A 13,407-nucleotide genomic window follows, 5' to 3' on the forward strand; every position below is an offset into this window, starting at 1 on the left:
TTTATGACTAACAAATTAAAAAAAACAAGCTAAAAATTTGAATAAATCAATCTTCAAATTTTATGTACGCAAACCCAAATAGTAACGTAAATAAAACCACTCAGGTAATAAAAGGCTGATCTGACCAAAGCCAGATTTTTGAATTAGTCGGAGCCAATTTTGGCATCTTTCAGGAAAGGGCATGAGCCTAATATGTCCTTGAATCATGCCGTTAAGGTCAATATGCTGGTTTTCGGGATAATAATATGGAAGTAAAGTATCTGGTTCCCCTAGAGAAATTAGATCCTTTGCAAAAGTAGTTACATTTAGCGGAGGCAAAGTAGTAGCACGCTGGTATAGTTCTTCTACAAATTGCTGCCAGCCTTTTCCTGTATGTGTCTCTGTTATCTTGGTTCTTGTTGCTTCACCTAGAGATAGCCGAAACTCTTCATTTGCTACTAGTTTTGATAATACTTGGGTATACTCATCTAAATTATGTGCATAGATGAGATTGCCTTTTAAGCCAGGAGCATCTCCACCAAGGACATCAGATGCAGCAGAAAAATAGTGGCGGCTGACTAGAGGTGTACCATAGCTGCCTGCTTCCAACATCGATGTAATCGAAGTCATGGGAAAGGAGTCTACATATATATCAGCAGCTTGATAAAAAACAGCAGTGTCTTCACGTTCGGCAAATATTTTAATTCTGTTATTTGTTTGCTGAATAGCTGCTGACCAGTCTGCACTATTACCCGGCCCAATGACTATGAGAATAGCTTGCTGATACTTCTTTAATAGTATAAGGTGTGCATCAGCAAAGTTGATATCATCTATTGTTTTATATTTAGATGATCTTGCTATTGAAAGTAAGAGGATACTATCTTCGGCAAGTCCTAATTGTCGTTTGGCCTCTTTTCTAGAGATGGTTCTCTGTATGGGACTCAAAATAATTGGAACTAGAGCGTTGCGTTCTGGTTCAATGCCGCGACGTGCTTTTGAAAAACGCATTCCAGATTCGCGCAGGTTAGCTACAACATCGCTAATACTAGCTCCCACCCAAAGGTATGTGTCAGCATGATTGACAAAAATAATTGGTGGTAATTGTTCTTTGTTGGTAAACGCAATAGTAGGAATAACGTCATCACATAATGTGTGTAACACAACTATATCTGCTGATGTAGCATACTTGTGAAGTTGTTTAGCCCAAGAAATTAGGCTACCAACACTTTCATTTAAAACGTATATTTGACCCTGACGCTGGCTGACAGCATCTATAAGGATTTTCGGTACTTCCCTTGGTGCTTGTTGGGTTAATACCACAGAGTGCGATCGCTCTGTATCTTGCTCAATCCAACGCCAGAGCATTCGGGAATGTCCACCAATACTCGTTACAGAAGTGGCAACATGAAGTACGTGCTTTGGTGATTTAGGTAAAGTTCGGCGCTGAATCGGATGAGTGTTGCGTATGATTTTGCGTCCAATTGTGAGGAGAACTTGTTCGAGTTCTGGACTGACAAAAAGACCACTATGTTTGCAAATAGCATAAAAGGCAGCAATATCAGCATACACCGCAGCAGCCTCATAGTTGCCACGCAGCAGATAGCCTTTGGCTTGAGTAACTAAGCTATGGAATTCTTCAAAATTTTGTTGAATCAGGCGACTGCCTTCTTCTTGCCAAAAGCTGAGTGTATTATTAGCTATTTTTTCCATACAGTTACTTTGCTAAATCCTGCTAAGTTTTAATGGCTACTACACCTCAACCTGACAAACTCTTTTCAAAGCCATGATCGCCCGATCCTGTTCTTCTTCGGTCATTTGATGGAACAGTGGCAAAATAATGGCATGATCCTGTGCTTGTTCGCTCTCGGTAAGGCGATCGCATTTTCCTGGTTCACAGTTACAAGCTTCCCGACTAGTACCACATGACCAAGCTTCAATCTGATATGCGCTTTCGCGGTGAGCGCACATAATACCACGTCGCGTAGCAATGCCAGCATCCAACATTACTTGCATCACTTGCACTTGGTCACACTTCTCTGTTAAGCGTACACAGTAACTTTGCCAATTACTTCTTGCCCATGCTGGCTCTGTCGGTAGTTTCAATCCCGGTACATCTGCCAACTGCTCGTTATATCTTTGTGCTAAGTAACGGCGGCGTTCTACAATCTCCGGAAGGCGCTTGAGTTGTTCTCGCCCGACTGCGGCTTGGATGTCGGTCATGCGGTAGTTGTAGCCCAACATCGGGTAAGATTCAAAGATGACTTGTTTGGCTCCGTGGCGCACAGTATCAGGAACGCTCATCCCATGTTGTCGCCAGAGGCGAAACTGTTTGTCCCATTCGGCATGATTTGTAGTCAACATCCCGCCGTCGCCGGTACTAACTACTTTGCGGGGGTGGAAGGAAAAGCAAGCAATATCTCCATGTGGCTTGCCGATTTTTTCCCATTGCCCATTCCAGAGAACCTCACTGCCGATCGCACAGGCAGCATCCTCAATCACTGGTAAATTGTGACTACGGGCTACATCTAAGATAGCTTTCAGGTCGCATGGCATTCCCATTTGGTGAACTACGAGAATAGCACGGGTGCGATCGCTAATCGCATCTGCAATTAATACGGGGTTGATATTATAGCTTTGCGGCTCAATGTCCACAAACACAGGTATTGCCCCACAGTAACGGATGCTGTTAGCCGTAGCAATATAAGAGTGACTGACGGTAATTACTTCATCCCCAGACTGTACACCTACAGCTAACAGCGCTAGGTGTAATGCTGTGGTGCAATTGGAGACGGCACAAGCATATTTAGATCCTACGTAAGCGGCAAATTCCTGCTCAAACGCAGCGACTTCTGGCCCTTGAGTCACCCAGCCTGACATAATAGCCCGTTTGGCTGCTTCAGCTTCGGGTTCACCCATCCAGGGTTTTGCGATCGGAATATACTGCATTTTCTCAGACATTGCTTACTTCCTTTGCCAATTTCTGTTCGCGCCACCAATTCACCAACTGACGCAATCCTTCTTCTAAAGATACCTGTGTCTCAAAGCCGAGCAATTTTTTAGCTTTACTGACATCTGCCAGTCTACGTGCTACGGGGTTAACTTTGCGCTCTGGGCCATATTCTGGTTGCAAATCTGATCCCATTACTTTAGCTAAACTATAAGCAAGGTCATTTAAGCTGCTTTCCACACTACTAGCAATATTAAACACCTCATCAGTAACATCGGCTTTAGCAGCCAAGATATTGGCTCTAGCAATGTCCTCAATGTACACAAAGTCCATTGTCTGCTTGCCATCACCGAAAATTAGTGGCGCTTGACCTGCAACAATACGCTCCATCCAACGAATCAATACCTCAGTGTAGACACCGTAAATATCCATACGCGGCCCGTAGACGTTGAAATAGCGCAATGCCACATAGTCTAGCCCATACATATCGTAGAAACTACGTAATAGACCTTCATTAAAGACCTTGGCTGCACCGTAGATAGTGCGATTGTTGTAAGGATGATGAGATTCAGTTGTGGGGAACTCCTCGGCCATACCATATATTGAGGCTGAGGAAGCAGCAACTACCTTTTTTACCCCGGCTTTCACTGCTGCTTCCAAGACATTGAAAGTTCCATCAGCCAAAACTTCTAATGCCAAACGCGGTTCTTCAGCACATTGGGTAATGCGAATTGCAGCCTGATGAAAGACTATATCCACACCTTGCATGACTTCTGCAAGAAGTTTTTGATCTCGAATATCGCCTTCCACAATTACCAAAGGCCCGTGTTCTTTTGCCCAAGCAAGGTTTGTTAATTGTCCGCGCGTGAAGTTATCCAAGACAACAATTTCAGAAACCTCTTCTTTGACCAATAAATCGGCAATATGAGAGCCAACTAAACCTGCACCGCCTGTAATTAATACCCGACTATTTTTCATTGTTTTGTAGTTTGATAATTTGTGTTTCTAGAATTTGAATACGATTTAGCAAGTCAGATACACGTAAACCTAATGTGCTTTTAACAGACTTAATAATATTTGCTGCTGCTGTCTTTTCTTCACCTTCCAACTGAACTTCCAAAATTCTTAGTACCCCATCACCTGTCAGGACATCAACAAAACCTTCTGTTTTTGATCTGCCGATAACCCGGCCAGGTATGCGCCCTACATAGGTAGGAGGGTTATCTATAGGCTTGGCTCGCCACACCAACAACTTTTTCCCTTGAAAGTAGGTGTATGAACCAGGAAAAGGTGAGACTAATGCCCGAATAAAGCAGTCTATACTTCTAGTAGAAATTGACCAATTAATTTCACCGTCTTCAGGAAGGCGAGTACAACAATAACTAGCTTCAGCATGATTTTGTGGTAGTCCTTCATAACCATGAAAAGCTTTGACAACTTTATCTGCTAAATGTTGTTCCTGAATTTCATTTAATTTTTCGTATATAGTCCCTACAGTATCATCAAGACCAATCGTAATTAACTGTTGAAATAGAATATTTCCCTCATCTAAACCAGGCGATATTTTATGAAAAGTGATAGCGGCAGAAGTTTCATCATTAATAATCGCCCAATTGACATTCGCACGACCGCGATAATGGGGCAAAGGGGAATAATGGACATTAATAAATGTAGACAGTTCAATCAGATTTGGTGGCAATATTTGGTTATAAGAAGAAACTACTACGCAATCTGGCTGAAATTTTAATAGTAATGATTTAATTTGTTGCTGAGAAGTGTCTGGAAATATAGGGATATCCGCTTGTTGAGCGAGACTGACAACGGGATCATCAGATTCAATATCTACATTTCTCACTACCCCTTGGACGCTGCACTTTGACACTAAAGATTTCAGCGCACTTAAGGTAGTTGTACCGATACCGATTAGAAGTACATTAACCATTCACCACCTACATTCACAGCAGTTGCACAAATTCCATAGCTGAGTTATCGGGCTGTAAGGATTGTCGCCAAATAGCTTCTGCCGCTTTCAGTCCACCTGTTTGCAGTCTAATAATTGGTTCTGGGCCTACTGCTGAGGGTAGAATAGCCATGTGTCCTGCTTTCGGCTCTACTTCTGGGCATACTGGGATATTATGAGCAGAAAAAGCAGACCGTTCTATGTCTCCCCAATACTGAGCTACAAGTGTCCCTGGCCAATACTTGGCAATCATCTTGGCATCTTTAACAGATAGGACAGGTTCTGGTCGGGGTTGCAAAGCTACCAAGATCGCATCATAGGTTTTGTCTGTGGGCGCTGCTGCAATACTGTCAACAGTGTCTACATTAGCACCAGCATTTATTAAACCACGTTCAATGAATGAACTAAAAAGGTTATCACACAACAATAAAATGTTACTTGTGTAAACAGCAACTCCTGCGTCTAATAGGAGCTTGACTGCCATGATACCCAAAAATGAGAAGACATCTACACCAGGGTAGCGTTCATTTACACCTACCACTGGGATACCCCGTTGTTGACAGCTTGTAAGATCCACATCCTCTGGTCTAAATTCCCACGCTTCATACATTAAGCCAATGACTGCTGTGGGTTTCATCCAGGCAATCATTTCTGCATTAATGGGACGGACGTGTCCGCTGTTAGTGATAATGTCAGCTTGGGCGACAATATCTTTAGTTTTCTCCGTGATAAATTGAATCTGCTCGCTCACCCCTGCTAGTGCAGCTAGTTCCAGTGTCTGGGATTTCACTTCTTCTAGAGTGCCATAACGGCTACTGCGAGCGATCGCAAACACTTTTTTTGCTCCGGCGATCGCTGCTAATACAGGTGTGACTGCATAAGCTCCAGTCGCCGCTTCTGTAAGTACGATTAAGTTATTTAGTTGCAGTTCGCAGCGTTTAACTGCTTGCTGCATTAGATTAACGAGGCGTTGGGAGTTCAAACCAGGACGGGTATCGTACATTAAACAGTAACTCCCTGAAGAATGCCTTGAAGACTTTCAGCCACAGTATTAATTTGTGGTGGTGTTAGTTCAGCATACATAGGTAGTGAAAATACCTCCCTAGCTGCTAGTTCTGAGTGCGGAAAATCTCCTATTTTATAGCCTAAATCTGAATAAGCTGGTTGCAAATGTACAGGAATGGGGTAATGAATACCTGTTTGGATACCCTGATCATTTAACTTCTGCTGTAGTTCATCTCTTTGGGGCGATCGCACGGCGTATACATGATAAACGTGACGACTGTAGGGCATGACTGTAGGTATGGTCAAGCTGAAATCTTTTAGTAAACCATCGTACTGTGCTGCATTTGCCCGCCGTGCCTCAGTCCATTTCTCTAAATACCGCAGTTTCACTCGCAAAATGGCTCCCTGGATACCATCCATTCGATAGTTATAGCCTTTGATAACATGGTGATACTTACGTTCTTGACCCCAATCCCGTAACATCTGCATAGTATGGGCATATTCGGGATTATTGGTGACTATCATGCCTCCTTCACCATAAGCGCCTAAGTTCTTTCCTGGGTAAAAACTAAAACAGCCAATGTCACCGATGCTACCTATTCGCTGACCCTTATATTCAGCCCCGTGAGCTTGGGCAGCATCTTCTATGACAGTCAAACCATGACGGCGGGCAATCTCCATAATTGGCCCCATGTCCGCTGGTTGACCATACAAATGCACTGGCAAAATCGCTTTTGTGCGTTCGGTTATGGCTTTTTCGATTTGGGTGACATCTATTGTGTAGGAAACAGGGTCAATGTCTACAAAAACTGGTGTAGCTCCGGTGTAACAAATCGCCGCCACGGTAGCAACAAAAGTAAAAGGTATGGTAATCACTTCGTCACCAGCACCAATACCAGCTGCTAACAGTGCTAAATGAAGGGCGCTCGTACCTGTATTGACAGCAATGCCCTGTTCAGCATTACAGTAATTGGCAAACTCTTGTTCTAGGGCTGTAACTTCATTCCCTAAAACAAATTGCGTACTTTCTAGTACTTTTAAGACTGCGGTATCAATTTCATCTTTGATACTAAGGTATTGAGTTTTCAAGTCTAGAAATGGAATCATGCTGCTACCTCTGCTAAATTCAGTTCAATTAATTGACCACGCTGCTTGATTGATTGGGTAGCAGCTTCTAAAATCTTGACTGTCTGTAGTCCAGCTTCGCCATCGGTAATGGGACGCTTGCCTTGATTAATACAATCAATGAAGTGTAACCCTTCTGTCCGCAATGCTTCTGTCATATCCAACTTGGGAGACCACATATCCCCAGTACGATAACCAATCAGCATTTCGTACATACTTTCAGAATTGCCATTGACGGTAATTCCCTTGTCGTAAATCTTGACCTTTTCGCTGGGTTCCAAGTCGTCATAAACAATCATGCGTTGACTCCCACCAATCAAGGTGCGACGAACTTTGACTGGGGCTAGCCAGTTAACATGGAAGTGAGCAATCAAGTTACTTTCAAAGAAGCATGTCAAGTAGGCAATATTTTCTGGCTCTCCTGGAACGTGGCTAATCCCTGTAGCAGAGACAGCATAAGGCTGGGATGGTAACACATAGTTCATGATTGAGAGGTCATGAACTGCTAAGTCCCAGATGACATTGACATCATGCTGAAAAAGCCCTAAATTCACGCGTACAGAATCGTAGTAGTAAATATCTCCTAGTTGATTGTTGACAATTAAATCATGCATCTTGCGTACAGCGCCTGTATAGACAAAGGTGTGATCCACCATCAGTACCAAGTTGCGTTTTTCTGCCTCTTCAATCAGTCGCCTTGCTTGCTCAGAGGAGGCTGTCATTGGTTTTTCGACTAATACGTGCTTGCCAGCCTGCAATGCAGCTAAAGCCAAATTGAAGTGAGTGGAAACTGGTGTGGCAATTATAACCGCGTCAATGTTAGGATCTTTAAATATGTCTTGACAATCTGTTGTTACTTGGATGCTGGGATAACGAGCCTGTACCTTTGCTAGTAGTTCTGGTTTAAAATCACTGACTTTGGTAACTTGTGCGCCTGGAATTTCAGCAAAATTCCGTACTAGATTAGGTCCCCAATAACCATAGCCAATGACACCGATATTGATATTTCCCATTGTTCCTAAACTAATCAGATTTTTTGAAATAAACTAGAAATTGCTGCTATTAAAAAATTATGTCTAACTTGTTATTCTAATAGTATTCGGCTTTAATTAAGTCAGATTTCTTTTATCTTTACAGCTTATAAAAATTCCCAAAATTAGCATTTCAAGGCTTGTTATCCAGAAGTCAAGTGTAATTTCATTCCTGAGCATAGCTAATAAACTATTTAGCCTTTTTTTAGCTTGCCTTTCTGTAAAGAATATTTTAGCTTTTTGCAAATTCAGGATTTAATTATTAATTTTTCTAAATTAATCGCTCTATTTTCTATTAGCAACAATTCCACCAAAAATTAAAAAAGCAACTATTACACTAGGTAACATATTAGCTTCGGGAATTGCATTAAATGGTTTTTTGATACTCAAAATTGCATAGTTTGCTTGTTCATGTCCGAGAGTAAAAATATCTTGACTCTCTCCTTTATAATTATCCCATTTTGTGATGTAATTATCTACCTTACTGATAACAAAAAGAGAGTCATTCGGGGTAAATACTCCTCGATATGGAACCAAGGCTGATGGATAATTATTGATCTGTGTTGGTACAATCTGTTGAGAATTAAGTAACAATGCAATGCTGTTAACAAGGTTTTTAGCCCCTTGGGGATTATCCCAAAAAGCAGGTGTTTTAAAACTAGAGCTATCAGGAGAACCAAACAAATTGAAAAATGAACCATAATGGAAGGTCACATCATAAGTGATATCATCAACTACTAAGTCCTCAATTTTATTGATATTATCCAAATTACTGTACTTCAGTTGTACAGCAACAGCAGGAGTGGTGTTAGCCATAATAATGGCGGAGCTTAAAAGTGAAACTAGATAAATAGTTTTGGATTTAATTTGGTTAGTGAGCAAGTAAATTTTCTTAAGCATTTTAATCTTTAGTTCAGACTTGCCGCTGCTATTTCTAAGTTTTGGTTATGATCGCGTACATCACCAATCACACGAGCAGGTACTCCTACCACAATTGCATAATCAGGAACATCATGGGTAACTACTGCTCCAGCTCCAACAATAGCTTTTTTACCAATTTTTATTCCTGGCAAGATAGTAGCATTGCTACCGATGGAGGCACAGCGTTTGACTAAAGTCTCCACTACAACCCAATCAGTATCCATCTTCAAACTACTATCTTCATTAGCTGCACGAGGATAAAGGTCATTAGTAAACATGACTCCATGACCAATAAAAACTTCATCTTCAATAATGACCCCTTCGCAGAGAAAGCTATGTGATGAAATCTTGCACTTGTTACCTACAATGACATTTTTTTGAATTTCTACAAATGTTCCAATTTTTGTGTCATCTCCAATAGTACAACTATAGAGGTTTACTAATTGGGGATGAAAAATTTTGACGTTGCTACCCAATTTCACATCATCATTCACTGGCATAATATGACTACCTTGCTATAACGATCAACCATTTTTTTATTTCTTGTCTATTTTTTTCTCGCATCTAAGAAAAAAATGGGAATATACTAAAATTTATACATTTAGTATACTCCCAAGTAAAATTGGGCCTATAAACAAGCCTTCCTGTGAAAGTGAACAAATCCCAATCTGTTCAGTGGAGAACTTGTCTCCCGAATCAGTTAAGTTTTATATGATGGAATTAATGCACTAATTAGTGCTAATTCTACGGAGTAGTACTAAACAATACATCTACCCAATAGTTGCTTGCAGCGTAAGAGCTAGTGGGGAACGCAGAACCAGCACTATAAGTATAAACACCGTTACCTCCACTTACACCATTAGCCAACGCGTGCAGAGGTGGTTTGTCCACACTAGAAGTAAAGTAATTTTCAGTCACAGAATATTTTCCGACACTAGTGTGGTAAGACACCACGTAGACAGTATTAGCGTTAATAGCAACTGAGGTATTAAAATTAGCCTGCTGCCAGCCAGAAGCAGTCTCACTGGTAAAGGTTACTTGAGCTAACTGCTGACCACTGCTATTCCACAATGTTCCGACATGAGTATTAGTATTCTGGGGACTCTTGTAGAACTTGATGCCCTTGATATAGCCGTTGACATCAGAGCGGAATTTCACACCTAATTCCACAGGTGAGATGTCTGGGTCTGTGATTACAGCAGGTGTGGCATTGTTATCCCAGATACTAATTACTGATGTGGCGCTTGTAGTAAACGACCAGATGAAGTCTGCTGCTAGAGCATTACCTGCTTGGTCTTTGACTCTTGGGCCAGTTGCACCCCCTTTAACAGTAGCAGTATAACTGGTGGAAGTTGCTAGTGGACTGCTAGGTGTAAGTATAGCGGTACGGCTTTCTGTATCATAAGAAACAGTGGCAGGTATCGCCGTGTTATTTGGATCGCGTAATTCAAAGGTATTTGTGTTAATTGTTGCTGTATCTATCGCCTCACTAAAAGTGGCTCTGACGGTTGTGCTTGTGCTAACCCCTGTTGCACTGCTAGTTGGAGTTGTAGAAGTCACCGTTGGCGGAGTTGTATCTGGAGTATTAGTAGTAAACGACCAGCTGACATTTGCTGCTAGAGCATTACCTGATTGGTCTTTGACTCGTGGGTCAGTTGCACCCCCTTTAACAGTAGCAGTATAGGTTGTGTTTGCTGCTAGTGCTACGCTAGGTGTGAGCGTTGCAGTATTGTTTGCTGAGTTATAGCTGACAGTAGCAGCTACTAGTGCATTGTTAACACCGCGTAACTCAAAGGTATTAGTGTTAATTGTTGCTGGATCAAGCGCCTTATTGAAGGTAGCTGTGACGGGTGTATTGGTGCTAACTCCTGTGGCATTGGCATTTGGAGTTGTAGTAGTCACTGCCAAACCAACATTAGTATTGAAAACCACATCCACCCAGTAGTTGCTGGAGTTATAGGTTGAGGTGGGGAAAGTCGGGTTGGCGTTATAAGCATAAACGCCATTACCACCGCTTTCACCATTACGTAAGGCATAAAGCGGGTAGCTATCTACGCCGAAACTGGCAAAGTATCCTTCGTTAAGGGAATAGCGGCCGACATTAGTGTGGTAGGAAGCAACGTAGGTCGTGTTTGCTGTAATTTCTACGGGATTAGAAAAATTAACTTGCTGCCAACCAGAAGCAGATTCGTTTATAAAAGTTGCTCTTGCTAGTTGGGTTCCATTGTTACTCCACAGAGTACCCTCATGTGTACCAGTATTTTGCAGCCCTTTATAGAAGCGCATACCAGTAATGTAGCCATTGACTTGGGAACGAAATTTTACCCCTAGTTCTACTGCAGAAGTTGAGGGATCTGTAATTATGCTTGGGGTGGCGCTATTATCCCAAATAGTGATACACGGGTTATTGGCGCTACATCTAGCTCCGACTGTGACAGTAACCTGTGTTTCTGGTGTTTGAATATTGCCGCTATCATCAACAGCACGACTTTTAATGGTATATGTTCCAGCAGTTGTGGGTTGCCAACTGTAACTCCAGTTAGCACGACCATTTGCTGGATGCCATCTTGTTCCACCATCAACTGATACTTCTACACCACCAACAACACCGCCACCTGTTTCACTGGCTGTACCAATGATTGTAACTAAGGTGTTAGTTTGTACACTTGCGCCATTGGTAGGAAAAGTAATTGCCGATGTGGGAAGTTGAATATCACTTGAAGCAAAGGCTTGTACCAGTCCAGATTGAAGTGTGGCAGGCTGCACACCCATGTCAGCAAATAGATTAACAGTTGCCTGCTGCATCCGTACATCTGGTGTTGTATTCCCGCGATCATGATTTCCATCCAGACCCCAGGGCCACTGTATCGTTCCAGAACCAAAAACCAGCGCCCCGCTACTGTGCTTGTACAATGTCAAGTGGTGAATTGCTGTACCTATGCCATAAGTAGAGCCGTAGTCTTGTAAAATCTCAACATTGTTGACTGTGGTCGTTGACATCCGAATCAAGCCTGGGGGACGAAAGCCGTTATCAATATCTTCGTCCCATTCGTAACCTAAGGTTCCATCGGTTAGTGTAGCCGTACTCCCTGCTGTCAGGTTAGCAATGTTAGTGTTACGCCAAAAACGCATCTTGCCATCATCTGCTGGCACTTTAATAGCAGTAGTCCCCCCGTTTACTTTAAAAATTGTTCCAGTCAAGGCGTTTTCAGGCAGACCACCATCCGCTGGTGGGCTAAAACGTGGGTCACGCCAAGTACCTGTCCATGTGGGTGGGTTTTGCGGATCGATAACTGCATTAGCTTTAGTCTCTTTGTAGCAAACTAAAGTCCGATAGGATGTTCCTGATGAATCAAGACTGTTTTCCCAACGGGTTTTCCAAAAGACTTCGTTACCGCTGAAGAATGCCAAATGGACACCTGCATTTCGGGCGGCTTCAACTTGATCGCGTTGCTGTTTAGACCAATACTCGTCGTGACCTACTGAGAGAAAGACCTTATGATTAGGTATCAGGTCGCCAAAGCGATCGCTATCCACACCAGTAAAGTAGCTAATGTTATAACCGTTAGCCTCCAGCCAGCGAACCATTGGGTATTCGGCATTAAAAAGCCAATCCTGACCGTTGTCAACTACGCGCGTATTAAATGGGCGGTTATAACTGACCTTATATGCCCTACCCGCAGGAGAGCCTGTATAAAGGCTGTTGCCACCATAGTTGTTGTAAGCTTGCCAGGTCGTATCAGATGTCTGGAAAAGTATATCGGAAGTGCTGGCATCGTCCCGAACAATGAAAACAATATGGCTTGCACCTCCATTATTTAGACGCACCACTTTTGCAAAATAAATTCCCGAAGTGGCATTTACTGGAATGGGCCATGATGCTGACACCGACCAGTTACCGCAATCAATTAGCCCAGTTGTCCCATTAGTCAGACAATTTGGTTGGTTCTGAGCCTGACTTCGTGTCACCGAAACGGAATCTACTTTACGGGCACCTTGCCCACCATAGTAGCCCATGCGGTAAATATCCAGACGGTATTGAGTAGCGTTAGTTTGAATTTTGAAGTTAACTGTTTGACCTCGATTGTAGCTAATATCTGTTGCGAAACCTTGGATACTAGTGTCACCAATGCCGTTGATATCCCATTCTGAGGCTGGATTGCCTGCTTTACAGTTTTCGGAAACAATCGAATTGCTTGGAGTGGTGCAGGGATTGGCGGCAAGTACCCGCTGAGATGGCTGCTGAAAGCCTGAGTTCAGGTATAACACCATGCAAAACGACAGTGCTATGGGCATGAATGTGCGAATCAGCTTTTTCATAAAGCCTCTTTTGCAGGCCAGTAGTAGCCGCTAGATAATAGTTTCATAATATATATCTTGCTTTTTACTATTAGTAAATTTGTTCTATGGTTTTATTAATCAGCAAATTAAATTTTTGA

At 42.4% G+C, this 13,407-nt stretch carries 10 protein-coding genes; all 10 read right to left on the bottom strand.

Features of this window, described 5'->3' with window-relative positions; translation table 11 throughout:
- Window positions 1-60 precede the first annotated feature (60 nt).
- A complete protein-coding gene (locus tag ACM0OS_RS08040) occupies window positions 61-1,689 on the bottom strand; it encodes a glycosyltransferase family 4 protein (protein ID WP_414542646.1) in 1,629 nt (542 codons plus the stop codon).
- A gap of 39 nt (window positions 1,690-1,728) precedes the next feature.
- Complete coding sequence (locus tag ACM0OS_RS08045; RefSeq protein WP_414542647.1) at window positions 1,729-2,937, bottom strand: DegT/DnrJ/EryC1/StrS family aminotransferase; 1,209 nt, start codon at window positions 2,935-2,937, stop codon at window positions 1,729-1,731.
- Window positions 2,930-3,904, bottom strand: coding sequence for an NAD-dependent epimerase/dehydratase family protein (locus tag ACM0OS_RS08050; RefSeq protein ID WP_414542648.1), 975 nt, complete (start codon window positions 3,902-3,904; stop codon window positions 2,930-2,932). Before ACM0OS_RS08050 ends, ACM0OS_RS08045 begins: the two co-directional genes overlap by 8 nt.
- Complete coding sequence (locus ACM0OS_RS08055) at window positions 3,894-4,868, bottom strand: methionyl-tRNA formyltransferase (protein ID WP_414542649.1); 975 nt, start codon at window positions 4,866-4,868, stop codon at window positions 3,894-3,896. The genes ACM0OS_RS08050 and ACM0OS_RS08055 overlap by 11 nt, the downstream gene beginning before the upstream one ends.
- 13 nt (window positions 4,869-4,881) lie before the next feature.
- Window positions 4,882-5,889, bottom strand: a complete 1,008-nt coding sequence (locus tag ACM0OS_RS08060) for a hypothetical protein (RefSeq protein ID WP_414542650.1) — start codon at window positions 5,887-5,889, stop codon at window positions 4,882-4,884.
- Window positions 5,889-6,998, bottom strand: coding sequence for a DegT/DnrJ/EryC1/StrS family aminotransferase (locus ACM0OS_RS08065; RefSeq protein ID WP_414542651.1), 1,110 nt, complete (start codon window positions 6,996-6,998; stop codon window positions 5,889-5,891). The genes ACM0OS_RS08060 and ACM0OS_RS08065 overlap by 1 nt, the downstream gene beginning before the upstream one ends.
- Window positions 6,995-8,029, bottom strand: coding sequence for a Gfo/Idh/MocA family protein (locus ACM0OS_RS08070; protein ID WP_414542652.1), 1,035 nt, complete (start codon window positions 8,027-8,029; stop codon window positions 6,995-6,997). Before ACM0OS_RS08070 ends, ACM0OS_RS08065 begins: the two co-directional genes overlap by 4 nt.
- Before the next feature lie 303 nt (window positions 8,030-8,332).
- On the bottom strand, window positions 8,333-8,947 hold the full coding sequence (locus ACM0OS_RS08075; protein ID WP_414542653.1) for a hypothetical protein: 615 nt from the start codon (window positions 8,945-8,947) through the stop codon (window positions 8,333-8,335).
- 8 nt (window positions 8,948-8,955) lie between these two features.
- The gene (locus tag ACM0OS_RS08080) at window positions 8,956-9,468 is read right to left on the bottom strand and encodes an acyltransferase (RefSeq protein ID WP_414542654.1); all 513 of its coding nucleotides are present in this window, start codon (window positions 9,466-9,468) and stop codon (window positions 8,956-8,958) included.
- Between the two features lie 244 nt (window positions 9,469-9,712).
- On the bottom strand, window positions 9,713-13,288 hold the full coding sequence (locus ACM0OS_RS08085) for a N,N-dimethylformamidase beta subunit family domain-containing protein (RefSeq protein WP_414542655.1): 3,576 nt from the start codon (window positions 13,286-13,288) through the stop codon (window positions 9,713-9,715).
- Window positions 13,289-13,407: the final 119 nt, after the last annotated feature.

Source organism: Nostoc sp. CCY0012 (assembly GCF_963920855.1).
Lineage (GTDB): Bacteria > Cyanobacteriota > Cyanobacteriia > Cyanobacteriales > Nostocaceae > Cyanocohniella.

Bases quoted from the DNA above. Each gene is read 5' to 3' on its own strand.
- ACM0OS_RS08040 (WP_414542646.1), bottom strand. From the start codon at position 1,689: ATGGAAAAAATAGCTAATAATACACTCAGCTTTTGGCAAGAAGAAGGC.
- ACM0OS_RS08045 (WP_414542647.1), bottom strand. From the start codon at position 2,937: ATGTCTGAGAAAATGCAGTATATTCCGATCGCAAAACCCTGGATGGGT.
- ACM0OS_RS08050 (WP_414542648.1), bottom strand. From the start codon at position 3,904: ATGAAAAATAGTCGGGTATTAATTACAGGCGGTGCAGGTTTAGTTGGC.
- ACM0OS_RS08055 (WP_414542649.1), bottom strand. From the start codon at position 4,868: ATGGTTAATGTACTTCTAATCGGTATCGGTACAACTACCTTAAGTGCG.
- ACM0OS_RS08060 (WP_414542650.1), bottom strand. From the start codon at position 5,889: ATGTACGATACCCGTCCTGGTTTGAACTCCCAACGCCTCGTTAATCTA.
- ACM0OS_RS08065 (WP_414542651.1), bottom strand. From the start codon at position 6,998: ATGATTCCATTTCTAGACTTGAAAACTCAATACCTTAGTATCAAAGAT.
- ACM0OS_RS08070 (WP_414542652.1), bottom strand. From the start codon at position 8,029: ATGGGAAATATCAATATCGGTGTCATTGGCTATGGTTATTGGGGACCT.
- ACM0OS_RS08075 (WP_414542653.1), bottom strand. From the start codon at position 8,947: ATGCTTAAGAAAATTTACTTGCTCACTAACCAAATTAAATCCAAAACT.
- ACM0OS_RS08080 (WP_414542654.1), bottom strand. From the start codon at position 9,468: ATGCCAGTGAATGATGATGTGAAATTGGGTAGCAACGTCAAAATTTTT.
- ACM0OS_RS08085 (WP_414542655.1), bottom strand. From the start codon at position 13,288: ATGAAAAAGCTGATTCGCACATTCATGCCCATAGCACTGTCGTTTTGC.